The organism is Cupriavidus sp. 86D6, assembly GCF_057815095.1.
This window is the reverse complement of the sequence record NZ_JBYPSB010000007.1, coordinates 1-23,827: the sequence shown is the minus strand read 5'-3', so window position 1 is coordinate 23,827 and position 23,827 is coordinate 1. Positions and strand designations below refer to the sequence as shown.

Sequence of the window (23,827 nt, the reverse complement as noted above, 5' to 3'; positions counted from 1 at the left end):
TGGCCATTGGTTCCTCATCGGGTAAGACGTCGAGCGGAGGACTTGGAGCAGGCGAAGTTTGCATGGGGCTTATCAACAAAACACTTGCGCGTCGCGCGCACCAGGCTGAACAATAGCCGGAACATTCATGAAATGCTTTCATGGCGCCCTTCGCGACGCCTGATTGCATTTTTCACAGAGAGCCGCGATGCCCCGCCACAATCTCAACGATCTGCTTGCATTGGTTACCGTCGCCCGGGAGCGGAGCTTCACGCGGGCAGCAGCGCGCCTCGACGTCACGCAATCCGCGCTGAGTCACACTATCCGCAATCTGGAGGCGAGACTGGGTGTGCGGCTGCTGACGCGGACCACGCGCAGTGTGTCGACGACCGACGCCGGCGAACGGCTGATCCGGTCCATCGGCCCAAAATTCGAGGAAATCGAAGCCGACCTGTCCGCCGTGGCCGAACTTGGCGAACGCCCGGCTGGCACTATTCGCATTACGTCCGTCGACCATCCGATCGATGCCATCATCTGGCCACGCCTCGCCAAGGTGCTCCCGCACTATCCGGACCTCAACGTCGAGTTGACGGTCGACTATGGACTTACCAACATCGTGGGCGATCGCTACGACATCGGCGTACGATTTGGCGATCAGATCGAAAAAGACATGATTGCCGTGCGCATCAGCCCCGATGTGAAGATGGCCATTGCGGGGTCACCCGCATATTTCAAGGGCCGTGAAAAGCCGATGGCACCGCGCGACCTTTTATCGCACCGATGCATCAACCTGCGCCTTTCCACCAGCGGCGGCCTCTATGCGTGGGAACTGGCGAAGGGATCCAAGAAGCTGCAGGCGCGTGTGGAAGGGCAGGTCATCTGCAATAGCGTCAACCAGATGCTCAATGCGGCCCTGGATGGCTTCGGGCTGGTGTTCCTGCCGACGCCGGTCATCCAGTCGTACGCGGAGAAGGGGAAACTCATCAAGGTGATGGAGGACTGGTGCCCGACGTTCCCCGGCTATCACGCGTTCTATCCGAGCCGCAGGCAGTCATCGCGCGCGCTCAAGATCGTGATTGACGCCATCCGGCACCGGCCGGATGACGTCGCGGCGACTAAGCCTGCGAAAGCTGGTCACGGATAGGTAGCGCCCGAATCCGTGTTCCCGTTGCCGCAAAGATCGCGTTGCACAGCGCCGGTGCGACGGGCGGCACGGGCGGCTCGCCCACACCGCCGGGCGGCACGCCGAAATCACCACCCACCATCCACGTATGGATGGCCTGCGGCGCCATGTGCGAGCGCAGGAGCTCGAAGTCGTGGAAGTTGCTTTGCTGGACGCGGCCGTCCTTGAAGGATATTTCCCCCAACGTCGCCAGGCCGATACCCATCACAGTTCCACCCTCGATCTGCGAACGGATGCGCTCGGGGTTGACCTGCGGCCCGCAATCGATGGCCACGTCCACGCGCGGAATGGTGATCTGGCCCTTGCCATCCACGGCCACTTCCACAACGGTGGCCACGTACGTCACGAAGCTATAGGCCATGGCAATGCCAAGCCCATGGCCTTTGGGCAGCTTGCGGCCCCAGTTGGCTCGGCGCGCGGCTTCCTCAATGACGCCGCGCATGCGGCCCGTGTCGAGGGGATACACGTCCGGCGATTCGTTGTAGTTCCAGGTGTCCGTGAGTGTCGAAGGATCGATCTTGCGCGGCGGGCCGATCAGTTCCAGCAGATAATCCTTCGGATCGCGACGCGCCTGATGTGCCAGTTCGGCAACGAAGCTCTGGACCGCAAACGCGTGCGGAATATTGGACACCGAGCGAAACCAGCCGATGCGTGTGTGCGCCGGCACGTCAGCGGACTCCAGCCGGATCGACGGGATCTGGAACGGCACGTTGATGGCCGTCATGCCCGCCTCAAAGGCGGCCTTGCCCTCCGCGCCAACCTTGAACGTCGAGGTGATCGTCGGCGCCGCGGACCTGTGAAGCCAGGCAGCAGGCTTGCCATTGGCATCCAGCACCGATTCCATGCGCTCGACCGACACCGTGTGGAAGTAATCGTGGTGAATGTCGTCGTCACGCGTCCATTGCAGCTTGACCGGGGTGCCGCCGATCGCCTTCGACACCAGCGCTGCCTCGGAAATGAAGTCGGCCATCGACTTGCGGCCGAAGCCGCCGCCCAGCAGCGTGAGATGCAGTGTCACGTCCTTAGGATCGAGTCCGACGTGCTTGGCCACACTCTCCAAGGCTCCCTGAGGCGCTTGCGAAGGGGCCCAAATCTCGCATTTCCCGTCAACGAAGCACGCCGTTGCCACGGGCGCTTCCATCGAGGCATGGGCGAGATGCGGAATGTAATACTGGGCCGACATCTTGCGCCGGCCGTCGGCAGCCGACAGCGCGGACACCGCATCGCCATCGTTGCGCAACGCCTTGCCGGGCTGTCGCACTGCAGCTTCGAGCGTGCGGCGGAACTCGGCGGAGTCGTAGTGGGCATTGGCGCCATCGTCCCATTCAAGCTTGAGCGCCGCGCGGCCCTGCATCGCCGCCCAGGTGTTGGTCGCCACCACCGCCACCCCGCCAAAAGGATTGAACAACGGCGGGCCGTCGTAACCCTTCAGTTCGACGACGCGCAACACGCCGGGCAACTTTAGCGTGTCGGTGCCATCGACCTTGCGCAACTTGCCACCGTAGACGGGTGGGCGGGCGATGACGGCGTAGACCATGCCTGGCAGCCGTACGTCGATACCGTAGGTCGCTTTGCCTTGCGCAATATCCCGGCTGTCGGCCGGCAGGATCTTGCCCTTGCCGATGTAGCGGAATGCGTCCGGCTGCTTGAGGCGCAGTTGATCACGCTTCGGTACGGCCTGCTGCATCGCGCCTTCTGCCAGATCGCCATATCCGATCCGCCGACCGGTTGCCGGATGAACGACTTCGTGGTTGCGCGCCTGTACCTCGGTGGCAGGCACCTTCCAGTGCGCCGCGGCGGCCGCTTCGAGCATTTGCCGCGCGGACGCACCCACGCGACGCATCGGCGCGAGGAAATGGCGCATGCTGCGCGAGCCGTCCACGTTCTGGCTGCCATAGCGCGCCTCGTTGGCATCGGCCTGAACTATTTTGACTCGACTCCAGTCCGCCTCCATCTCGTCGGCGACAACCATCGGCAGGCTGGTTCGTACACCCGTGCCCATCTCCGCACGATGCGCCACGATGGTCACGGTGCCATCCCGGGCAATCGAGACAAACACCAGCGGATCGTCTACGACCCCGCCCGGCATCGCCGCGCCGCCGTACTTCTTCTCGGGTTCGGCCGCCACGGCCTTGGTGACCAGTCCGCCGAATTGGAGAGACAGCGCGAACACCGCGCCTGCCTGCAGGATGCGGCGGCGTGCAGGCTGCTCGAGTGTTTCGAGGTCGGTGCGCGTCATGCCTTGGCTCCCGTCTTATTGGCCGCAAGGCGTGACGACGCCAGTTTTACCGCAGCATTGATGCGTGTGTACGTGCCACACCGGCAAAGATTGCCACTCATTCCCGCGACGATCTCCTCGTCAGTGGGCTTCGGATTGGTTTTCAACAGCGCGGTGGCCGTCATGATCTGGCCCGCCTGGCAGTAGCCGCATTGGGCTACGCCCAACTCGACCCAGGCATCCTGGACTGCCCGGCCTACGCGATCCGAATCCATCGATTCGATCGTGCGCACGCGCTTGGTGCCAATTGCCGAGATCGGGGTGACGCAGGAGCGAATGGCTTGACCATCGACATGAACGGTGCATGACCCGCATAGCGCCATGCCGCAGCCAAACTTGGTTCCGGTGAAGCCCAGGGCATCGCGGAGTGTCCACAGGAGCGGGGTGTCAGGGGCGAGGTCGACCTCATGAACCTGGCCGTTGATGTTTATCGTTGTCATGGACGGATGAGAGGGCGGGGAGATCGCGGAATGGTATCGGATACAGGAGATGCCGATTACGCGACTTGGTTCATTGCCGTCATGAGGCTCGTTCATCAATAGCGTTCATGAAACTGACTCATCAAGGCAACAAGCATTAGGCGGCTAGTCGCCGGCGGCCATTCTACGGATGATACGGCCGATGGAAAACACTGCACTACCTCGGACCTCCCCGCCGCAACCGGCCTCGCCCTCCCATTCTTCGAAGCCGGTCGCATACTGGGGCGGCGTTTTCGCCATGACGCTTTGCGTCTTCGCACTGATTGCTTCGGAATTCATGCCCGTGAGCCTGCTGACGCCGATGTCCGCAGATCTGCGTGTCACCGAAGGCATGACTGGCCGGGGGATCGCCATCTCCGGTGCCTTTGCTGTGTTCACGAGTCTGTTCATCTCCGTCGTCGCCGGCAACATGAACCGCAAGTCGCTGCTGCTTGGTTTGACGGTGGTCATGGCGGTATCCGGTGCCATCATCGCCGTGGCCCAGAACTACACCGCCTATCTGATTGGGCGAGCATTGATTGGCATCGTCGTTGGCGGATTCTGGTCGATGTCGGCGGCGACGATGCTACGCCTGGTGCCGCCGCAAACGGTGCCACGCGCATTGGCGATCCTCAATAGCGGCAACGCATTGGCGACCGTCATAGCGGCTCCGGTCGGCAGCTACCTTGGCGCAATCATCGGTTGGCGCGGCGCATTCTATTGCCTCGTTCCGATCGCCTTGCTCGCGCTTGCCTGGCAATGGTTCAGTCTTCCCGCGATGCCTGTTCTGACACGGCACAACGGCAGCGGAAATGTGTTCATTCACCTGAAGCGCCCCGTCGTCACGCTGGGCATGCTCGCGGCCGGCGTATTCTTCTCCGGACAATTTACGCTCTTCACCTACGTCCGGCCGTTTCTGGAAACGGTCACGCATGTCGATTCACGTAGCTTGTCGCTAATCCTACTGGTGATGGGTGTGGCGGGATTGGTCGGAACCATGCTGATCGGCGAGGTGCTGAAGCGCGCGTTCCATGCCACGCTTATAGCGATCCCGGCGCTGATGGCCGCCATCGCGCTCGCGCTTGTTGGCCTTGGCCATCACGCCACCAGTGTCGTCATGCTTCTGGCCTTGTGGGGGCTGATGGCAACGGCTGCGCCCGTTGGATGGTGGAGCTGGATCACCCGTACGTTTCCGCACCATGCCGAGGCAGGTGGCGGCTTGATGGTGGCAGTCGTCCAACTATCGATCGCACTGGGCTCTACAGTTGGAGGCTTTCTGTTCGATACATACGGCTATCGCAGCACCCTCGAAGCCAGCGCATCCCTGCTGCTTGTCGGCGCCGTCCTAGCATGGATGACGACGCGCGCTGCGAAGGCCGACAGGGCCGGGGATTTCAATGACCAGTGCGCTCACATGTAACCGGAGAAGGCACGATGAAGTTTTCCCCCAAGGTCATGGCAGTTGCCACAGTGCTTGTGGCCGCCGCCGCTGTCACGCAACCAGCGTTGGGGGGCCAACAGACGGAAGGCCAGCTGATCATCCCGGCTGGGACGCAGCGATCTACTGCCGGATCGTCCGACTTCTTTACCGGCCGTGTACAGGTCGAGCCGGTCTGGCCGGCTGATACGCACATCAACGCTTCTGGCGGCGTTGTCGCCTTCGAACCTTCGGCGCGTTCCGCCTGGCACACCCATCCGACAGGCCAACGTCTGGTGGTGTTGTCTGGAGTCGGCCTGACACAGGAATGGGGCAAAGCGGTCCAGGAGATTCGGGCAGGGGATGTTGTCTGGTGTCCCCCCGGTGTCAAGCATTGGCATGGTGCATCACCGGGCGCTCCCATGACGCATCTGGCCGTCACCGGAAGTGTCGAAGGGCGGAACGTCACGTGGATGGAGAAGGTCAGCGATGCGCAGTACCACGCGAGATAAGCGTGTCGTTCGACAATTCAAGGTGATGGCGCTGGCGATAGCGCTCTGCGCATCGTTGGACGCTGCTCAAGCTCAGGAATTCCGGAATATGAACACGACACTATCAGACACTGGCGGCCACGCGGCGTCCGAAAGCCTGACGGGCCGCCAGCAAGCCATCATCCCGATTGCCGCGTTTGCGGCGGCCGGCGACATCGCCCGGCTTAATGGCGCCTTGAACGACGGGCTGGATGCTGGCCTGGCGATCAGCGACGCCAAGGAGATCCTGGTGCAGCTATACGCCTACGCCGGATTTCCACGTAGCCTTAACGCACTCGGCGAATTGATGAAAGTCATCGATGCTCGCAAGCAGCGCGGGCTCTACGATGCAGAGGGCAACGATCCGAGCGCAGCCATTCCTAAGGGGGATGCATTGCTGACCGCCGGCACGGCAAACCAGACGAAGCTGTCGGGCGCGCCAGTGACGGGCTTGCTCTTCAAGTTTGCGCCAGCAATCGATGAATATCTTAAATCCCATCTCTTCGGCGATATCTTCGAGCGCGACAATCTCGACTGGCAGAGCCGAGAGCTGGCAACCCTCGGCATGCTGTCGTCCCTTGCGGGCGCCGAGCCGCAGTTGCAGGCACATATGCGTATCAGCATGAATGTGGGCCTGAGCGCAACACAGTTGCGGCAGGTTACGCAGGTCTTGATTGATCGCGTCGGCCCTGACAACGGTCGTCGTGCCGGTGAGGCGCTCGATCGCCAATTGGCTGGCGTAGCGGGCCACTGAGGGACCGAACGACGCAAGGGCAGCTATCCGTCTTGGAACTATCGTCATTAGCGAAGTGCTCAAGCGGAACTGCGCATCCTTCGGTAGCGACCCATCTGTGTCGTTCGGTCGGCAGATGTCAATGACGCGTATGCGACGTCTATCTGTCACTGGCGCAGAACTTGTGAGCCGGTCGGTGCTCCTTCCAAGGCGGATGCACGGATGCGAGATAATGGCCGAAGAGCTCGTTACTAAGGAACTCAATGCGCATTCCGCCAATGAAGAGCATCGTCGCCTTTGAGAGCGTTTCGCGCAACCGAAGCGTCAGTAGGGCAGCAGAAGAACTTGGTTTGACTGCTTCGGCGGTCAGCCATCAACTGGCCAATCTGGAGGAGGCTATCGGCCAGCCGCTGTTCTTTCGCCAAGGGCGGGGTCTTGTGCTCACGCCTGTCGGCGAGCAATACCTACGGGACATCACCGGAGCTCTCGCGGAGCTCAACAGGGCGACCGAGCGTGCGTCCACGCCTGCAGCTATTGACATCCTGCGCGTTCATACCAGCCCAAGTTTCGGACTGATGTGGTTGCTTCCGCGGCTGGAGTCTTTCCAGGCTGACAATGGCGATATTCAGATTAACCTGTCGTGCTCCTACGAGGATGTGTCCTTCACCGCTGGCTTCTATGACGTGGACGTGCGGCATGGCCACGCACACTGGCGGGATCTTGAGGTTAAGACGCTCCGACATGAACGAATTCTTCCACTCGCGTCGCCTGAGTACCTGAGCAAGAATCCGGTGCAAAGACCCGCCGACCTTGTGCAACGACGGCTCATCAACTCCGAAACGCCGCTGATTCGGTGGGAGCAGTGGTTTGCGCGGTTCGGAGTGCCCGCGATGCATAAGAATTTCGACTTCGCTTTCGACCGTTCATACATGTCACTAGAAACGGCTGCCCTAGGTCTCGGGGTGGCACTTGAGAGCTCGCTGCTCGCATCGGTGATGCTACGCAAAGGGACGTTGGTTCCTGTGTTCGAAGAGCAATATTCAGTGGAGGTCGTCAGCCATCACGTGGTGTATCCAGCCCAAAATGCCGACTTGCCGCGGGTCCAGCGTTTCCTGACCTGGCTCGATCGGGAGGTCAATCGCCGTCAGGAGGGTGCGGACTAACGGGGTTTTCCCTAATCTCGTGAACCCTCGATATCTGAAAATTTCTCAGCAATAGTTGAAACCGAATGCATTGATTGGAAGCGCTCCAGAGACAAAACTCGACCCATCAACACACCACGCATAACCAAGGAGACATGAGATGCTGGTCGAGCACAAGGTAGTCATCGTCACGGGCGCAGCTTCGCCTCGTGGTATCGGCAAGGCAACTGCCCGCGCGCTGGCGGAACAGGGCGCAAAGGTGGTCATCGTGGACCTGCAGCTCGATGCAGCCCAGGCAGCGGCGGCCGAATTAGGAGAGGGCCATCTGGGACTGCGCTGCGACGTCAGGGACAAGGCATCATGCGACGCTGCAGTGCAGGCCACCATCGAGCGCTATGGCCGCATCGATGGTCTCATCAACAATGCCGGCATCACGCAACCGATCCGCACGCTTGATATCAGCGCCGCCAATTTCGATGCGGTTGTTGATGTGAATCTGCGCGGCACGCTTTACATGTCACAGGCGGTACTGCCGCAAATGAAGGAGCAGAAAGGCGGAAGCATCGTCTGCATGTCGTCGGTTTCCGCGCAACGCGGCGGCGGCATCTTTGGCGGGCCGCACTATAGCGCTGCGAAAGCCGGCGTTCTCGGGCTGGCTAAAGCCATGGCCCGGGAATTTGGCGGCGATCGTATTCGCGTGAACTCCGTTACGCCTGGTCTGATTCAAACCGACATTACCGGCGACAAGCTGACCCCCGAAATGCGGGCAGACATTATCAAGGGTATTCCGCTTGGACGGCTTGGCGATGCCGCCGACGTAGCCAACGCTTGCCTGTTCCTGGTCAGCGATCTTTCCACATATCTCACTGGTATCACGCTGGATGTGAACGGCGGCATGCTGATTCACTGATAGCGGCCCGAGGGCCGCCTCCCCACCATGTCAAAGCACCCGGGACCACCCGGGGCACCGGCAGGAGACATTCCATGAAGACCAAATTTGCAGCGTCGGCCCTTGGGGCCGGCGTGGTGACAACACGCGCCGACGAAGCCACGTTCGAGTCTCGCACCTACGGCAAGGTGATGCGGCGGCTGATTCCGTTCCTGATGCTGTGCTACCTGGGAGCGTACCTTGATCGCGTCAATGTGGGCTTCGCCAAGTTGCAGATGCTGAACGATCTGCAATTCAGCGAAACCATCTATGGCCTTGGCGCCGGTATTTTCTTCCTGGGTTATTTCATCTTCGAAGTGCCGAGCAACGTCATCCTGCACAAGGTGGGCGCGCGCAACTGGTTGGCGCGCATCATGCTGACCTGGGCGGTCATCTCGGCAGGCTTCGCTTTCGTCAGCACGCCAACGCAGTTCTACGTACTGCGTTTCATGCTCGGTGTCGCAGAGGCCGGTTTTGCACCGGGTGTCATCCTTTACCTCACGTACTGGTTCCCGTCGGAGCGACGCGCGAAGGCATTGTCGATGTTCTTCATGGCGATTCCTCTGGCTGGCATCGTGGGTGGGCCGCTGTCGGGTTGGATCATGCATGAATTCCACGGTGCGCATGATCTGGCCGGCTGGAAATGGCTATTCCTGATCGAGGCATTGCCTTCTCTGGTTCTCGGTATTGCCATTCTGTTCTATCTCGACAATGGCATTCAGGGCGCCAAATGGCTCACCGACCAGGAAAAGGCGTTGCTCCAGCGTAATGTGGAGGGCGACAACGCCCAGAAGGTGCAGCACGTTTCGATTCGTGCCTTCATGGCGGATCGCCGGTTGTGGTTGATGGCTGCCATCTACTTCTGCGTGGTGCTGGGCCAGTATGGTCTGACGTTCTGGCTCCCGACGATCATCCGCAAGACTGGCGTCGCGGATCCGCTGTGGGTTGGAATTCTCACCGCCGTACCGTATCTGTGCGCCATCGTTGCATTGCCGCTGATTGGCCTGTCGGCCGACCGTCGGCGGGAGCGTCGTCTTCACCTCGCAATTCCGATGCTGGTGGCTGCTATTGGCTTCGCCACGCTGCCAATGCTCGGTAGTGTTACTGCAGCCGTCATTTGCCTCTGCATTGCTGCTGCCGGAATCATGACCTCGTCATCGCAGTTCTGGGCACTTCCTACGGCCGTGCTAGGTGGCATGTCCGCAGCAGCAGGTATCGCTGCGGTGAATTGCGTGGCGAACCTGGCGGGATTCTTCTCTCCTGCCATCGTGGGCTGGCTCAATGACTTCACTGGCAAATCCACTGCGGGCCTGATCTTTATCTCGGCAACGGTCGTATTCGGCGCGCTGCTCGTATTCCTGGTGCCGGCCAAAGCTGTGAATCGCTAAGCCAACCACCATCTAACGGAGTCAATCATGAGTCGTACAAATCTCGAGGCGCCTGTCTCGCTGGCAGAGCGCGCCTATCGCATCCGGCGCAACGCCATCTTGATGGGCGAAGTCCAGGGGCAAGGCTATGTAGGCCAAGCTCTTGATATCGCTGACGTGCTTGCAGTCGCCTACTTCGGTGCCATGAAGTACCGGCCGGAAGATCCTCAATGGGAGGGGCGAGACCGCTTCCTGCTCTCCAACGGTCACTACGCGATTGCGCTGTATGCAGCGCTGCTCGAGGCGGGCATCCTGCCTGCCGATGAACTCGAAACTTACGGAAGCGATGACAGCCGCTTGCCCATGTCGGGCATGGCTAGTTACACACCGGGCATGGAGATGTCTGGGGGCTCGCTCGGCCAAGGCCTCACGATTGCCGTGGGCCGTTGCCTCGGCCTGAAGCGCAAGAAATCGGACGCGTTTGTCTACACCCTGTTTTCGGATGGAGAGCTGGACGAAGGGTCGATCTGGGAAGGTATCTTGTCCGCCAGCCACTGGAAGCTGGACAACCTGATCGCCATGGTTGACGTGAACAACCAGCAGGCCGATGGACCGTCGACGCAGATTCTTGCGTTCGAGCCGCTGGTGCCGAAACTGCAGGCTTTCGGATGGTATGTGCAGCGTGTGGACGGCAATGACATCGATGCGGTGGCGACGGCCTTTGACAACGCCCGCGCGCATAAAGGTGCTCAGCCGCGAATGATCGTCTGCGACACGCGAATGGGCTGCGGTGTGCCGTTCCTTGAGCAACGCGAAAAGAACCACTTCATTCGGGTGGACGCCCACGAATGGCAACTGGCCCTGCAGGCCCTCGATGCTGGGAGAAAAGCATGAGCAACAACATTCAATCGGGCAAGCCCCGCCTGAAGACCTCGGCCATGATTGCGTCGATCGCTGGCGAAGGTCAGACGACGAGGTCGGCTCCCTTTGGTCTGGCCTTGACAGCATTGGCGGCCGAGCGGCAGGACATCATCGGCATGACGGCTGACCTGGGAAAATACACCGACCTCCATATTTTTGCGAAGGCCTATCCTGATCGTTACTATCAAATGGGTATGGCGGAGCAACTGTTGATGGGCGCGGCTGCCGGCTTTGCGCATGAAGGAGCCGTACCCTTCGTAACGACCTACGCGGTGTTTGCGACGCGTCGCGCATACGATTTCATGCACCAGACGATTGCAGAGGACAACCTGAATGTCAAGATCATCTGCGCGCTGCCCGGGCTTACCACCGGATATGGCCCGAGCCACCAGGCCGCGGAGGACTTGGCGCTGATGCGCGCGATGCCGAACATGACGGTCATCGACCCATGCGACGCCATCGACATCGAGCAGATGGTGCCGGCCATTGCGGCACACAACGGCCCCGTCTATGCCCGCCTGCTACGCGGCAACGTGCCCGTGGTGCTGGACGAGTATGACTACAAGTTTGAACTCGGCAAGGCGAAGCTGCTCAGGGATGGTGCCGACGTGCTGATCATATCGTCCGGAATCATGACGATGCGTGCTTTGGAGGTGGCCAAGGAGTTGGAAGCGGATCGTGTTGGCGTGGCCGTGCTGCATGTCCCCACAATCAAGCCGCTCGACACGGAAACCATCCTGCGTGAAGCGCGAAAGTCGGGCCGACTGGTGGTTGTGGCAGAGAACCACACCGTCATTGGGGGCCTTGGGGAGGCAGTTGCTGGAACATTGCTGCGTGCGGGCGCACACGTGCCTTTCAGGCAAGTGGCGCTGCCCGACGAGTTTCTGGATGCTGGCGCCCTCCCGACGCTCCATGATCGCTATGGCATTTCCACCAACGTGGTTGCTCAGTCGATCAAGAAATGGCTTAGCGAGTAGGAGGGGGCTATAACGCGGCACCGGCAAGTGACGGTGCCGCATATGCCGATATGGTGAACTGGTGCCTCATTCAAGACCGTTGGGAGAATTTCGGCGAAACGCGTGAAATCGAGAGCGGCACTCAGGGTGCAGTGCTAGGCCGCCGCCGGATCGATGTTCTGGTTCCGCCGGAACAGGTTTTCCGGATCGTACCGGCGCTTCAGGGCCAGCAGCCGCGGATAGTTCTGACCATAGGCTTCACGGATTCTGTCCGTGCCTTCGTCGCCGAGGTTGTTTGCGTAGACGCCGCAGCTGGAGAATGGGCGCACCGCCTGCCACGCTGCGCGGACCCACGCGGTCTGTTCGGCGTCGTCGTCCGCATCGTCCCAGATGGCGACAGGGAAGCAGTCGAAGTTTGCCTCGCGGTTCACGTATGGTGTCGCGCCGCGTGGCACTCGGGCGATGGCGCCGCCGACATGCTGGAACACCAGCAGTGACGATGCCGATGGCGCGCGGGCGTATGCCGACATGATGGCGGAAATTGCGGACGCGTCGATGCGGTGAAGGAACTGCGCCTTCCAGTAGTAGCGACGGTGTCTTGGAAAGATGCTATCGCTTGCCGATTGCATCTCAAGGTAGGGTACCTGAGACAGGCTGGCGTCTACCGGGTGGCCGAAGTCGAGCAATGGCTGGAGCGCTGCACGCCCGACGGCGGGATCGCCGACATGGCAGGCCGAGATGCTGAAGTACTGCTCACCGTCTGCATCGGTGATCCATGCCGCATCCGCACACACTTCGTCCGGTGCCCCGCGCGCGAACCGGTCGTAATGCCGCATGGCCTCGGCGGCCTGTATACGCGGATAGCGCACCTCACACACCGGCATGCTGGTCGGCACGGGATGCAACCGGTAGTGGAACGCTGTCACGATGCCGAAGTTGCCGCCGCCGCCACGAATCCCCCAAAACAGGTCCGGGTGCGCGTGTTCGCTAGCGGTGATGTGCTGGCCATCTGCGGTGACGATTTCGGCTGCGATCAAGTTGTCGCAGCTTAGGCCGAACTTGCGGCCGAGCTTGCCGAAACCACCTCCCAGCGTGAGCCCGGCGATGCCCGTGTCGCCGTTCACGCCCATGGTCGTAGCCAGGCCGTGGCGTAGCGTGGCGCGGTCGAATTCACCTAGAGTGAGACCGGCTTCCGCACGGACTTCGCAGCGGGCGGGATCCACCTCGATCTGCTTCATGCGCGACAGATCGATCACCAGACCACCATCGCATGTCGACAGGCCGGCGACATTGTGGCCGCCGCTGCGGACTGCGAGGCTCACCGCCGCCTCCCGTGCAAAACGCACTGCGGCGGCTACGTCGAAGGCATCGGCGCAGTAGAAGATGACGGCGGGGTGTCGGTCGATGGCGCCGTTCCAGACGCGGCGCGCGGTGTCGTAATCTGCGTCCGCCGGTCCCACGACCTGGCCGCGACAGGTTTGCCGTAGCTCTGCGGGCCAAGGGGACGGGTCCGCCCCTACGCCCGGATTGCGCGGCTCGTAAAGTGCTTCGTCGTTCATGCTTGCTCCCGGGGATACCACGCGATGCACGTGCCACTACTGGCTATAGTTGGCGACCGCATGGCTTCGCGCAAAGGCAAAGAACTCAACCTGTGGATGAGAAAAATTCACCTATACTGGTCACATGCGAAAGTTGCCGCCCCTCCGCGCCTTGCAGGCATTTGAGGCTGTTGCGCGCCACGGCAGTTTCAAGGCCGCGGCGTCGGAGCTTAACGTGACTGCCACTGCCATTAGCCATCAGGTCCAGGCCCTAGAGCAGGCCTGCGGCCGAGCGTTGTTGCAGCGGCGGCCACGTCCGCTGCGCCTGACGCCAGCCGGCGCACAACTGTATCCGGCGCTGCACAGCGGCTTCGAGCAATTCGCCGACGCGATGGCAACGATCGGCACGATGGACACGATGGGCGCCAGAGGAGCAGGAGCCTACGCGCAGCCGCTGCGCATAACTTGTCCAAATGCGTTCGCCAGCCGATGGCTAGTGCCACGGCTGCCGCAGTGGCAGGCGGCGCATCCAGAATGTCCGCTTGAAATCATCGGCACCGATAGTGTGCTCGACCTCGCTGCTGGAGAGGCTGATGTGGCCATCCGCTACGCGCGTGACGTGCCACGCGGCGTCCTGGTGGCTGTGGAGATCGCCCGCGATGCCTTCTATCCGGTGGGCAGTGCCGCGCTGCTTGGCGCCGCGCCGCCATGCCTGGCGTCCCGCGACCTGCTCAGGTTTCCGCTGATCCATTACGCGTGGACCAGCGGCGATCCGTTGGCTCTGTCGTGGCGGAGGTGGTTTTCCGCTGTGGGCGTGCCAGCTTCCGAGACATGGGCTTCAGTGCCTGGTGAACTGGTGTTTCGCGAGGAGTTGCATGCCATCGATGCGGTGGTTGCCGGGAAGGGGATCGCGCTATGCAGCGACATCGTGGTGGCCGACCTGCTGAACTCTGGCGCGCTTCGCAAAGCGCATATGCAGGCGCTGCCCGGATATGCATTTCACGTGGTGCACGCGCACCGACACGACAGGGCGGCGACGATCGGGGCCTTCCAAGACTGGTTGCGCTTGATGGCCGGGGCTCATGTGTAGCGCCCGCAGCCAGGCTGCGAATGCCGGTGCGGCAACCTGCTGATTCCGAAGTTTGATGCCAGGGTCAGCGGTCCCTTCGGATAACCAGTTGCGCCGGCCCTATTTCGCGCCGTAGAGACTTTTCCTTATAGGAATTTCCATGCCGTAGAACTCCGCTATCGGCCCCAGAGGGGCTCAAGGCTTCCGCCGCGGCCCTTACCACATTCAGTCGATTGTTCAGCCGCCGCATGCTTGCAGTGATATACCGCGAACTGGCACTCCAGACCCGGCACCGCAATCCCTCCCTAGCGTCAGCTCGTGAACAGCGGACGTCCACGAACGACATAGCCGATGGCTGAGACGGGCCGCACTCGGTCTTCGGCCCACGTTTCGCAGGCTGGCCCAGCTCAGTCGGCGGCTCGCGACCGAGGGTGTGTGAAAACGTATCAGTTCGGATCGCCGAAGGGCTGGCTGCCTACCTAGGCCACCTCGGGCGTGAATCGAAGGGCTACTGTCGGTCCACCGCCCGAGAGGAACGAGTGCACCTGCTGCGGGAGCCGGCGAAAGACCAGGATGTTCTTCCCTCAGGTATTCAATGGTCTCCTCGGCTGACCACGGTCCCAAGGAGGCCATGTAATCGTCAATCTCTTCTTGTATCTGTTGCCACGACGCGTACTCTCGTCTCGACAAGAGGACCAAGTTACTCCGCGTATAAATGACGTACAGGTTCACGAGCTTCTCGCAGTAGCTTCTAGACCCAGCATTCTCGCACCCGATTGCCTAAACTGGATTAACGCATTCAGAGGGGGGGGCGGATGAAGCGGTTCATAGAGGGAGAAGATCGGAAGCAAGCCACACTGCTTCCAGAATGCCTCGATGACTTCATTGCCGAGGACAATCCAGCCAGGATCATCGACGCTTTTGTTGAGGAACTAGAACTAGAGTCGCTTGGCTTCGAAGGAGCGACTCCGTCGACCACAGGTCGCCCCTCATATCATCCTGCCGTCCTGTTGAAGATCTACATCTATGGCTACCTCAACCGGGTTCAGTCCAGCCGCCGTCTGGAACGCGAATGCCAACGCAATTTAGAGCTGATGTGGCTTACCGGTCGACTGGCGCCGGACTTCAAGACGATTGCAGACTTCCGCAGGGATAACAGCACGGGCATTCGCAATGTCTGCCGTCGCTTCGTCGTTCTGTGCCGAGATTTAAAGTTGTTCTCACAGGCCTTGGTGGCTATCGACGGCAGCAAGTTCAAGGCAGTCAATACTCGGGACCGCAATTTCACGACTGGCAAGGTCGACAAGCGTCAGCAGCAAATCGAGGAAAGCATCCAGCGGTATCTGAGCGCGCTGGAGACTGCGGATCGCACGCAGCCGGCAGAGGTTGAACTCAAGACAACTCGACTGCGCGAGAAGATCGCGCAACTGCGTCAGCAGATGCATAGTCTTGACCAGATAAAGGAAGAGCTCAAGACGCTGCCAGATGGTCAGATCTCGATGACCGATCCTGATGCGCGCTCGATGGCGACAAGTGGCAAGGGCTCTGGAATGGTCGGCTACAACGTACAGATGGCCGTGGATGCCAAGCACCATCTGATCGTCGCTCACGAAGTCACAAATGCCGGCAGCGACCGGGCGCAGCTCAGCTCCATGGCTCAAGCAGCTCGCGACGCTATGGGTAAAGCCAGACTTCGTGCGGTAGCTGATCGTGGCTACTACAGTGCGCCGCAGATCAAGGAGTGCACAGATGCGGGTATTGCGGTGCTCCTTCCTAAGCCCACGACATCAGGGGCAAAAGCACACGGCCGATTTGACAAAGCAGACTTCATCTACATTGCCCGGGATGACGAATACCAATGTCCCGCTGGCGAGCGCGCAATATACCGATACACCCGTGAGGAGCACGGTCTGCAGTTGCGCCGTTACTGGAGCAGTGCGTGTTCGCTATGCGCGATAAAGGCTCAGTGCACGCCGAGCTCCGAACGACGGATCTCCCGATGGGAGCATGAGGAAGTACTGGAAGCCGTCCAACACCGGCTCGACAAGACGCCGGATGCAATGACGATTCGCAGGCGAACCGTCGAGCATGTCTTCGGAACCTTCAAACATTGGATGGGCTACACGCACTTCCTGACGCGCACGCTACCGAATGTAGGTACTGAAATGAGCCTGCATGTTCTGGCGTACAACCTGAAGCGCGTCCTTCGAATTCTCGGGTTCTCGAAGACAATGAAGGCAATGCGTCTGGTGGGTGCGTAAGCACCCATTTGCGCTAAAAAAATGGGCCGAAGATCGCCCTCAGGGGCCCATTAGCGCTATGCGCACCCGTTTCGACGTCGTCCCACGACCGTTGGCCGAAAATTCGACAAGGCAGGCTCCGCCTCGGAGGGGATGCGCATTGGTACGATTCGAGAGACGTTTCCACACGGCCTCGACCCTTCTCGGCCTTCTACTGCAAGGTGTCCATATGGCCGCTAAGTGCTGAACTTGGGACATTGGTATTGTTTTGAGCGGTTGGCTCAACGCCCTCAATCTGACACTTGAGCCCTCCGTTGGAAACGCCAATGTCGATATCCAGACAGCAACTGAAGGCATTTCAAAAGGTCTACGCGATGAATGCTCGCCCGACGCAGTCTCTGAACGGAAGAGTGGTGCAGGCAGGACGGTAGTGCCGATTCCATTGAAAGGGCAACGGGCGGACGCAAGCGGGTTGGTCGATGAGTCGCAACGACGCCGTAAAGCGAGAGAAATTGCTGCTCTCTCTGCCCCGTTTCGCTGAGATCCAGGAAACACTCTCATATAGGGAGCGCTGCTTACTGGGCTAGTGATCGTTGAAGATCCAGCATGTTTTGGGGGGAGACTCGTATCATGCCCCAGCGAGGGCTATCTACGTCCGCGATGAGGGATAGTGACAGTGACGCTGTTAGTGGGAGGACAAGCAAGAGCGTTATCCTGACGCCGTTGCCCCGCGCACCGTAACCCTGGAGCAAGTTGCTGAATATCGCAATAGTAATCATCAGCGCCCAGGCGGCTGTCGGAACGCGATTCCGCCACGCTGCAACCGTATATCCATGTGCGTTGATTACGTCGTTCATCCCTGACACTGTTAGTGCTGTGATGGGGTCCGGCGTCTCTCTAGCTCCATCCCGGATGGACTTCCACATCCGATCCTCGAGATCGGCGGTGCGCGAGTCGATCTTCGCTAGCATCTCAGTGTTTGTTGATTGATAGGCCTCGACTCGTAGCCCGACATATGCGCGAAGGAGCGCCTTAATCTCTGCGGCACGGGCGGAGTCTAGAAGGTCAGCGCGCAGATACTCGGTGCCGATGGCATTTGCTTCCTCCTCCTCCAGATTTTTGCGCTGATCGTACCGGCTCACTGCCATTGAAAGCGTAAACCCGATCAATAGGGCGAAAAGCGTCAAGGTCGCGGTTTGGACTACGGTGAAGTCGTCACGAGACTCGTCAGGCAACGGTCGCAAGCGTCGAAGTACATAGGTGGCGAAAGCCGCTGTTCCGGTGAGTACGACTAACAAGATCAGGAATAGCGGAGCGGGTCGATCGATCAGTTGATTCATCTTCTGCCGGATCCCACTGTTTTGTTGGTCTCGAATGCGTCTGGGACGGAAGGGACGCCAGTTGTACTTGCGAGTATTGGTTTCCCCGGATGCGCTTTCTGTACGCCAAGCCCCATATATCGGCTTTCAGTTGGACTACTCCATATATATTGACTTCTGCAAGTTGCTACCGTGCGATTGGCAGCATTGTCTGCATTCGGAGACATTGATGGCGCCATCCAAGGACCCGGAAGTGGCGTGTTACATCTAAGCGTTGGCCGTTACTCTGCGCGAAGCGTTGTACCAAAACCGGTTGAGCGGTGGCTGGAGGTTTTGAGGCCTCCAGACACTTGTTTTGTGGAGGCAAGCCATGCGCAAACTCATCATGGGCATCGTTGAGTTCCGTGAGAAGTTGCTGCCGCAATACGCGCAGAAGTTCAGCGAACTCGCGCTTTCGCAGTCGCCGGATGCCTTCTTTATCACGTGCTCGGATAGCCGGGTTGTTCCGGACCTGCTCGCCTCGACCCATCCGGGCGATCTATTCACGATGCGTAACGTGGGCAACCTGATACCGCCCGCGACCTCGGAAGGCACGTCTACCGGAGACCTCTCCGAGGCGAGTGCGATTGAGTACGCGGTGTTGGTCTTGAAAGTCGCCAATATCGTTGTGTGTGGGCATTCCGAATGCGGCGCCATGAGAGCTGTGTACACCCGAAATTCCAAGTTAAAGGCGCCAAACCTCGACAAATGGCTATACCACGCCAACAACGCTGCATTTCGCCTAGAACATGAAGGGCCACTTGATGGCAGTCTAAAGCCTCACGATCAATTGTCGCAACTCAACGTACTCGTACAGCTAGAGCATCTAATGACTTACCCTATCGTTCACCAGCAGGTTAGTGCCGGGGCTTTGGTTCTCAGTGGCTGGTGGTTCGACATCGCAAAGGGCGAGATGTATGCCTACGAGCGGGCAACTCGATCATTTGAAGTCATTGATAGGGCGATGGCGGATCGAATTATTGCACGCCTTGCCGCTCGAGCCCGATGACCTGCATCATCAAACAGACCATTGTTGCGGGCGTGGCGGATGCTGGGATCAGTGCGCTTGAGCGGCAGAAGGGCAACTTGGCCATTTCAGTTTTGTGTTGATGTTGCCCTTTTGCCCAATGGCGGGTGCACAAAATCGGATCTAGACCCGCTCTTGGGCGTGTTACCCAATCGGATTGGGTCGAGTCAGTGGGAGTTCCACCGTAAAGCTTGAGACATACTGTGCGCAGTCATGCCACTGCACCACCATTCGAAATGCGTGCCTGGCCGGGGGGTGCGGTTTAAGGCGTTTTTTATGCATGGAACCGGGCCAAGCAGTTCCCAATCGCCATCGTGTGGCAAACCTCGGCGACCAATAGGCCCTGATCCCGGACCATCCGGACTACCTCCAGCTTGAAGGCGGCGTCAAACTCGCGGCGTTGCTTTGTCATGCCGTCTTTCCTCGTCGATCGTGATTTTCCACCTATCGACCTGTCTGAGGAAATTGGACCACTACACAGTATCAGAAGTGGTAGATATGCAACTCCCCCTCTATTTGGGTATGGACGCCGGACGGCGCGCTGCTATGTTGGGTTCGATGGACTACGCTGGCACCCACGCCCTACTTCAGGCGACACCGGCAAAGAGGAACAACACTTAAAGACCAAATGGGACAGGGAAAAATTCTGCTACAGCGTGCCATTGATGCCGCAGTTGCAATGTTGGAAGCAGGCAAGGCCTTACAAGAAAATCAGGAAAATGAAGCCGCCGCCGAGAGGCAGCACGGCGAAGCGCTGCTTGCGCAGTTTGACCGTCCGAAAATTTCGACTGATGACTTTTCCATGGAACTGCTGCTAGCACTGTCCTGGAACAGGTTCGAGGCTTTGTGCGGCGCATACTTTGCTGCGCATGGGTTCCGTGCCGAACAGCGCAGTCACGGGGCTGATGGTGGCATTGATATTTCGCTGTACTTCAAGGACATTCCTACCCCCGTCAAGCTCATCCAATGCAAGGGATGGCGCAAGAAGCGGGTAGATGTGGAGCCGATCCGGGCCCTTCTAGGTGTCATGACGAGAGACGGCGTAAAGGAGGGCGTGTTCCTCACCATGTCGTCTTTCACTCGGCCGGCTATCGAGGAAGCTGCTGCCGCACGTATCATGACCATCGACGGCAAGGAAATGGTCAATCGCCTTCGGACGCTGGACAGCACACGTAAGGCAGCACTGCTTCGGCTGGCTACCGAGGGTCAGTATTGGCGTCCTATTTGCGCCCGATGCGGAGGACTGATGAAACCTGTCACTGACGTCGCGCGTCCTTTCTGGGGCTGTTCCAATTACGGCCGCTTGAAGTGTCGTTCAAAAATCGAACTGCTTCGAGTATAGCTGACTTGTTTTGACTAACAGAGGGCGTTGCCTGAGGTGCAAACAAACCATGTCAACGCGCACGGACGGTTGGTGTCCGTTTCCTATTGCTAAGCGATCATCCTAAGTGGGTCCTGGATGACCGCGACTGGCCGGAAATAGCCCGATGTCCAGCCGACTGCCGCAATGAATAACCGGTTTTGCCTTTGTATTGACTGCGGTGGGACGGACATACTGAACCACCGGCAGATGCAACACTACCTCCGTTCGGCTTTCGAAGCTCGCACCAAGAAGGAGGTCGCACACGTTGGGAATCTCGAGGCCAGGCACCAGACGGCGGCCAATGTCAGCCAGACCGGTTCCGATGGCGGTGTGCGGCTTCTTCCTGGCGATCTCAGCTAGTGCCTCGGTGAAAGCTCTCTTTGTTGATTTGCACCGAATCCTGACCCACGGGGGATGCGGACAAAAAGTTGGACTGGTTAAGCAGAGAATCCTAAACTTTTTCGGTACTCGACGGGACTGCGATAGCCCAGCGAGATCTTGATCCGCTTCTCGTTGTACCACCGGATGTACGAGTCCAGCGCCTCGATGAATTGTTCAACGGTGCTGGATTGCCAGTTCCTCGGATAGAAGAGTTCGTTCTTCAACCTTCCAAAGAAGCCTTCGCACGCGGCGTTATCAGGTGAGTACCCCTTGCGCGACATCGAGCGAACCAGCTTCGCGCCGGCGATGCGCGATAGCCAGCCGGGCCAACGATAATGGGCACCACGGTCCGAGTGCACAATGGGCTGGTCGCCAGTGGACGCGACTGTCTCGATGGCAGCATCCAGCATTGAGTTCACTAAGTCAGCGTCCGGCCGCGTGCCGATCGACCAACTGACGACCATCCCATCAAAGCAATCGATCACTGGTGACAGATATACCTTGCCGGCGGGGATCTGGAACTCTGTAATGTCTGTGAGCCATTTCATATGGGGTGCCGCCGCGTCGAAGTCGCGGTTGACGATGTTCTCTGGTGCTGGACCAATCTCTCCCATGTAGGAGCCGTATCGGCGCCGCTTCGGCGCTGCGGCGACCAAACGCTCCTGCTTCATCAGACGCTGCACGACCTTCTCCGAGATTCGTACGCGTTGTCGGGTGAGCAAAGCCTGCATCCGACGATAGCCGTAGCAACGATGGTTACGTTCAAAGATGTCGGCGATGGTGCGACGCACTTCGACATACTTGTCAGCGACATCGAGACGCGCTCGATGGTAGAAGTAGGAACTGCGCGCCAGCCCCACCCCTTCGAGGAGCTCCGTCAAGCCGTATGTTCGCCTCAGGGCATCAACCAGCAATGTCTTCTCCCGATTGGTCAGGGATTGCGGGATGATGCCCGTGTCTTTTTTTAAGATTTCATTTGCCTTCTTCAGGAGGTCTTGCTCCAGTTGCAAGCGTCGAACGTCGCGTCGCAGCGCTTCGAGTTGGCGCTCCAACTCCTCCCGCTCTGGATCCGGTGGCAAATCTCGGTGGCGCTTCATGGATGCGGAAACCTCTGGGCCGAGTAGCTGGTTCTTCCAGTTGTACAACGTCGGCCTACATACGCCAAGTCGTTGAGCAATTGCTTGTGCACTTTCTTCTCGCGTGCACAATGCAATGACCGCTGCCCGCTTGAGAGCAGGTGATGCCCCCTCAGATCGGCCGACGACGCGCTTGCGTTCCTCAGGCCTCAACTCTTGAATCCACGCATGGAGCGATGCCCGCCCAGGATAGCCCAGTGCTTTGATCGTAAGTGCAATACAGCGGCCGTGCTCCAAATAGTGTTCAACCGCCAGCCTCTTTTGCTCCGGCGAATACCTGGGTTTCGAACGGGCGTAACCGAGGGGCAGGTCTTGGCGCTGCTCGAACTCTCGGTGCCAACCCTTTAGTGCGTTCTTGGTCGGGTAACCGAGCTGTCGAATGGTTGCAGCTACTCGCTTGCCCAGCTTGATGTAGAGCCTAACGGCGCGGATGCGCTCTTCGTATGAATACATGAACTACCTCCAGGTAGTCCAAGATTTTGTCCGCATCCCCACCTGCCGGGGGTGGGTCAGGATTCAGTGCAAATCAACACTCCGCCTTTACATCGTCCACCCTTGCTTCTTCGATCGCGCCGACGAGTGCATAGCCCGCATTGTTGAGTACGACGTCCAGTCGTCCAAAATGCTGATGGGCTTGTGCCACTGCGTCCGCGACCTGCTGAGCATCCGTCACGTCCAAGGTAAGGGGGAGAACCTGTTCGCCAAAGCGCTCGACTAACCGCCCCAGCGCGCCCGCGTCCCGAGCCGTGGCGGCGACCTTGTCGCCGCGCGCCAGGGCGGCCTCGGCCCAAACGCGCCCAAATCCGCGGGCAGCGCCCGTGATGAACCACACTTTTTCAGACATGACTAATCCTCATGAAGAATGTAATAACAAGACCGCACCATTGATACTTATCTCGTGCCAGTAGTGGTCTTCAGGATTTGCCGACAACCGCGTTACGTGAAATTCCCGTGGCCATGCGCATGAAACTGTCGAATGCTCGGTCGGACAGGAGGCTGCGCATGAAGATCATCGGCTTGGCACCGAAGCCCACTGCATAGCGCGTCTTGGGACGGCGGGCGCTGACGGCCTTGTAAATTGTGTCGGCGATCAACTCGGGCGGCGACTGCCGCTTGCGGCCGGCTTCCCCGTCCATCGACTCGGCCATCGAGTTGGCTTGTCCCGCATAAGGCCCCTTGCCGGAAACCTCGCGAAGCTTGTCGGCCGCGATGTCCGCCCATTCGGTCTTGATGCCACCCGGTTCTACTACCACCACATCGATGCCGAAGGGCTGCACTTCCATGCGCAAGCAGTCGCTGATGGCCTCCAGCGCGAACTTAGTGCCGTGGTACCAGGCTCCCAGCGGGGTATGGATCTTGCCGCCCATCGAGGTAATATTGACAATGGTTCCGGAGCGCTGCGCGCGCATGTGCGGCAGTGCCAACTGCGTCAGCCGCACCGCACCAAACACGTTGACATCGAACTGCGCGCGAGCTTCGCTCAGCGGGACGTCCTCGACCGAACCGTAAGAACCATAACCGGCGTTATTGACTAGTACGTCGATGCGGCACGATTCGGCGATGATCCTGGTCATTGCCACCTGCATCGAGGCATCGTCCGTCACGTCCATCGCCAGCACGTGGACGCCGGCATTAGCCAGGGACCGCATCCGGTCCACGCGACGTGCAGCCGCATAAACCGTGTAGCCCTGGGCCTTGAGCTTGAGTGCGGTGGCTTCACCGATACCGGAGGAAGCACCTGTCACGAGAGCAACTTTGGTGTAACGGCCCGCTGGAGGCCGTCTTGACACCCGGGTGAGCTTGCGATGCTGGCACACTGTGAT

Annotated in this window: 20 protein-coding genes; 13 read left to right on the top strand and 7 right to left on the bottom strand. The window is 59.6% G+C overall.

The features are described 5' to 3' along the window. The first annotated feature begins 187 nt into the window (after nt 1-187). The gene (locus tag AC3G88_RS17770; RefSeq protein ID WP_488893709.1) at nt 188-1,123 is read left to right on the top strand and encodes a LysR family transcriptional regulator; all 936 of its coding nucleotides are present in this window, start codon (nt 188-190) and stop codon (nt 1,121-1,123) included. On the opposite strand, the gene AC3G88_RS17765 is transcribed toward AC3G88_RS17770, so the two are convergent. Both AC3G88_RS17765 and AC3G88_RS17760 read right to left on the bottom strand, forming a co-directional pair. Next, the gene (locus tag AC3G88_RS17765) at nt 1,095-3,401 is read right to left on the bottom strand and encodes a xanthine dehydrogenase family protein molybdopterin-binding subunit (protein ID WP_488893708.1); all 2,307 of its coding nucleotides are present in this window, start codon (nt 3,399-3,401) and stop codon (nt 1,095-1,097) included. The two genes, AC3G88_RS17770 and AC3G88_RS17765, sit on opposite strands and share 29 nt — an antisense overlap. Continuing rightward, nucleotides 3,398-3,880: a (2Fe-2S)-binding protein gene (locus AC3G88_RS17760; protein ID WP_488893707.1), complete on the bottom strand. Its 483-nt coding sequence runs from the start codon at nt 3,878-3,880 to the stop codon at nt 3,398-3,400. The genes AC3G88_RS17765 and AC3G88_RS17760 overlap by 4 nt, the downstream gene beginning before the upstream one ends. Nucleotides 3,881-4,061: 181 nt before the next feature. On the opposite strand from AC3G88_RS17760, the gene AC3G88_RS17755 reads away from it, so the two are divergent. From AC3G88_RS17755 to AC3G88_RS17720, 8 genes are all read left to right on the top strand, one after another. After that, nucleotides 4,062-5,318 (top strand): MFS transporter, encoded by a 1,257-nt coding sequence (locus tag AC3G88_RS17755; protein WP_488893706.1) that lies wholly within the window; start codon nt 4,062-4,064, stop codon nt 5,316-5,318. Nucleotides 5,319-5,332: 14 nt separating this feature from the next. Then, the gene (locus tag AC3G88_RS17750; protein WP_488893705.1) at nt 5,333-5,827 is read left to right on the top strand and encodes a (R)-mandelonitrile lyase; all 495 of its coding nucleotides are present in this window, start codon (nt 5,333-5,335) and stop codon (nt 5,825-5,827) included. 88 nt (nt 5,828-5,915) lie between these two features. Then, complete coding sequence (locus tag AC3G88_RS17745; RefSeq protein WP_488893762.1) at nt 5,916-6,599, top strand: carboxymuconolactone decarboxylase family protein; 684 nt, start codon at nt 5,916-5,918, stop codon at nt 6,597-6,599. A 242-nt stretch (nt 6,600-6,841) separates the two neighbouring features. Further along, nucleotides 6,842-7,741, top strand: a complete 900-nt coding sequence (locus AC3G88_RS17740; RefSeq protein ID WP_488893704.1) for a LysR substrate-binding domain-containing protein — start codon at nt 6,842-6,844, stop codon at nt 7,739-7,741. Nucleotides 7,742-7,880: 139 nt separating this feature from the next. Then, the gene (locus AC3G88_RS17735; RefSeq protein ID WP_488893703.1) at nt 7,881-8,630 is read left to right on the top strand and encodes an SDR family NAD(P)-dependent oxidoreductase; all 750 of its coding nucleotides are present in this window, start codon (nt 7,881-7,883) and stop codon (nt 8,628-8,630) included. A 74-nt stretch (nt 8,631-8,704) separates the two neighbouring features. After that, complete coding sequence (locus tag AC3G88_RS17730; protein ID WP_488893702.1) at nt 8,705-10,036, top strand: MFS transporter; 1,332 nt, start codon at nt 8,705-8,707, stop codon at nt 10,034-10,036. A 27-nt stretch (nt 10,037-10,063) separates the two neighbouring features. Next, complete coding sequence (locus AC3G88_RS17725) at nt 10,064-10,909, top strand: transketolase (protein WP_488893701.1); 846 nt, start codon at nt 10,064-10,066, stop codon at nt 10,907-10,909. After that, nucleotides 10,906-11,913: a transketolase family protein gene (locus AC3G88_RS17720; RefSeq protein WP_488893700.1), complete on the top strand. Its 1,008-nt coding sequence runs from the start codon at nt 10,906-10,908 to the stop codon at nt 11,911-11,913. Before AC3G88_RS17725 ends, AC3G88_RS17720 begins: the two co-directional genes overlap by 4 nt. Nucleotides 11,914-12,047: 134 nt before the next feature. Here AC3G88_RS17720 and AC3G88_RS17715 read toward each other — a convergent pair whose 3' ends face one another. Beyond that, nucleotides 12,048-13,451 carry an FAD-binding oxidoreductase gene (locus AC3G88_RS17715; RefSeq protein ID WP_488893699.1) on the bottom strand — a complete coding sequence of 468 codons (1,404 nt, stop codon included), beginning with the start codon at nt 13,449-13,451 and terminating at the stop codon, nt 12,048-12,050. Nucleotides 13,452-13,575: 124 nt separating this feature from the next. Here AC3G88_RS17715 and AC3G88_RS17710 point away from each other — a divergent pair, with 124 nt between their 5' ends. Continuing rightward, on the top strand, nt 13,576-14,520 hold the full coding sequence (locus AC3G88_RS17710) for a LysR substrate-binding domain-containing protein (protein WP_488893698.1): 945 nt from the start codon (nt 13,576-13,578) through the stop codon (nt 14,518-14,520). A gap of 794 nt (nt 14,521-15,314) precedes the next feature. Next, the gene (locus tag AC3G88_RS17705) at nt 15,315-16,760 is read left to right on the top strand and encodes an IS1182 family transposase (RefSeq protein WP_488893697.1); all 1,446 of its coding nucleotides are present in this window, start codon (nt 15,315-15,317) and stop codon (nt 16,758-16,760) included. A 554-nt stretch (nt 16,761-17,314) separates the two neighbouring features. Here AC3G88_RS17705 and AC3G88_RS17700 read toward each other — a convergent pair. Continuing rightward, complete coding sequence (locus AC3G88_RS17700) at nt 17,315-18,079, bottom strand: bestrophin-like domain (protein ID WP_488893696.1); 765 nt, start codon at nt 18,077-18,079, stop codon at nt 17,315-17,317. Nucleotides 18,080-18,428: 349 nt separating this feature from the next. Between AC3G88_RS17700 and AC3G88_RS17695 the strand changes: the two genes are divergently transcribed. Both AC3G88_RS17695 and AC3G88_RS17690 read left to right on the top strand, forming a co-directional pair. Beyond that, a complete protein-coding gene (locus AC3G88_RS17695) occupies nt 18,429-19,106 on the top strand; it encodes a carbonic anhydrase (RefSeq protein WP_488893695.1) in 678 nt (225 codons plus the stop codon). A 646-nt stretch (nt 19,107-19,752) separates the two neighbouring features. Continuing rightward, the gene (locus tag AC3G88_RS17690; RefSeq protein WP_488893694.1) at nt 19,753-20,466 is read left to right on the top strand and encodes a restriction endonuclease; all 714 of its coding nucleotides are present in this window, start codon (nt 19,753-19,755) and stop codon (nt 20,464-20,466) included. A 458-nt stretch (nt 20,467-20,924) separates the two neighbouring features. On the opposite strand, the gene AC3G88_RS17685 is transcribed toward AC3G88_RS17690, so the two are convergent. The 3 genes from AC3G88_RS17685 to AC3G88_RS17675 all read right to left on the bottom strand — a co-directional run bounded on the left by AC3G88_RS17685 (nt 20,925) and on the right by AC3G88_RS17675 (nt 23,821). Then, on the bottom strand, nt 20,925-22,457 hold the full coding sequence (locus AC3G88_RS17685; RefSeq protein WP_488893693.1) for an IS3 family transposase: 1,533 nt from the start codon (nt 22,455-22,457) through the stop codon (nt 20,925-20,927). 73 nt (nt 22,458-22,530) lie between these two features. Further along, a complete protein-coding gene (locus tag AC3G88_RS17680; protein WP_488893692.1) occupies nt 22,531-22,848 on the bottom strand; it encodes an SDR family NAD(P)-dependent oxidoreductase in 318 nt (105 codons plus the stop codon). A 70-nt stretch (nt 22,849-22,918) separates the two neighbouring features. Then, nucleotides 22,919-23,821, bottom strand: a complete 903-nt coding sequence (locus tag AC3G88_RS17675; RefSeq protein ID WP_488893761.1) for an oxidoreductase — start codon at nt 23,819-23,821, stop codon at nt 22,919-22,921. Nucleotides 23,822-23,827: the final 6 nt, after the last annotated feature.

Bases quoted from the DNA above. Each gene is read 5' to 3' on its own strand.
- AC3G88_RS17770 (WP_488893709.1), top strand. From the start codon at position 188: ATGCCCCGCCACAATCTCAACGATCTGCTTGCATTGGTTACCGTCGCC.
- AC3G88_RS17765 (WP_488893708.1), bottom strand. From the start codon at position 3,401: ATGACGCGCACCGACCTCGAAACACTCGAGCAGCCTGCACGCCGCCGC.
- AC3G88_RS17760 (WP_488893707.1), bottom strand. From the start codon at position 3,880: ATGACAACGATAAACATCAACGGCCAGGTTCATGAGGTCGACCTCGCC.
- AC3G88_RS17755 (WP_488893706.1), top strand. From the start codon at position 4,062: ATGGAAAACACTGCACTACCTCGGACCTCCCCGCCGCAACCGGCCTCG.
- AC3G88_RS17750 (WP_488893705.1), top strand. From the start codon at position 5,333: ATGAAGTTTTCCCCCAAGGTCATGGCAGTTGCCACAGTGCTTGTGGCC.
- AC3G88_RS17745 (WP_488893762.1), top strand. From the start codon at position 5,916: ATGAACACGACACTATCAGACACTGGCGGCCACGCGGCGTCCGAAAGC.
- AC3G88_RS17740 (WP_488893704.1), top strand. From the start codon at position 6,842: ATGCGCATTCCGCCAATGAAGAGCATCGTCGCCTTTGAGAGCGTTTCG.
- AC3G88_RS17735 (WP_488893703.1), top strand. From the start codon at position 7,881: ATGCTGGTCGAGCACAAGGTAGTCATCGTCACGGGCGCAGCTTCGCCT.
- AC3G88_RS17730 (WP_488893702.1), top strand. From the start codon at position 8,705: ATGAAGACCAAATTTGCAGCGTCGGCCCTTGGGGCCGGCGTGGTGACA.
- AC3G88_RS17725 (WP_488893701.1), top strand. From the start codon at position 10,064: ATGAGTCGTACAAATCTCGAGGCGCCTGTCTCGCTGGCAGAGCGCGCC.
- AC3G88_RS17720 (WP_488893700.1), top strand. From the start codon at position 10,906: ATGAGCAACAACATTCAATCGGGCAAGCCCCGCCTGAAGACCTCGGCC.
- AC3G88_RS17715 (WP_488893699.1), bottom strand. From the start codon at position 13,451: ATGAACGACGAAGCACTTTACGAGCCGCGCAATCCGGGCGTAGGGGCG.
- AC3G88_RS17710 (WP_488893698.1), top strand. From the start codon at position 13,576: ATGCGAAAGTTGCCGCCCCTCCGCGCCTTGCAGGCATTTGAGGCTGTT.
- AC3G88_RS17705 (WP_488893697.1), top strand. From the start codon at position 15,315: ATGAAGCGGTTCATAGAGGGAGAAGATCGGAAGCAAGCCACACTGCTT.
- AC3G88_RS17700 (WP_488893696.1), bottom strand. From the start codon at position 18,079: ATGAATCAACTGATCGATCGACCCGCTCCGCTATTCCTGATCTTGTTA.
- AC3G88_RS17695 (WP_488893695.1), top strand. From the start codon at position 18,429: ATGCGCAAACTCATCATGGGCATCGTTGAGTTCCGTGAGAAGTTGCTG.
- AC3G88_RS17690 (WP_488893694.1), top strand. From the start codon at position 19,753: ATGGGACAGGGAAAAATTCTGCTACAGCGTGCCATTGATGCCGCAGTT.
- AC3G88_RS17685 (WP_488893693.1), bottom strand. From the start codon at position 22,457: ATGTATTCATACGAAGAGCGCATCCGCGCCGTTAGGCTCTACATCAAG.
- AC3G88_RS17680 (WP_488893692.1), bottom strand. From the start codon at position 22,848: ATGTCTGAAAAAGTGTGGTTCATCACGGGCGCTGCCCGCGGATTTGGG.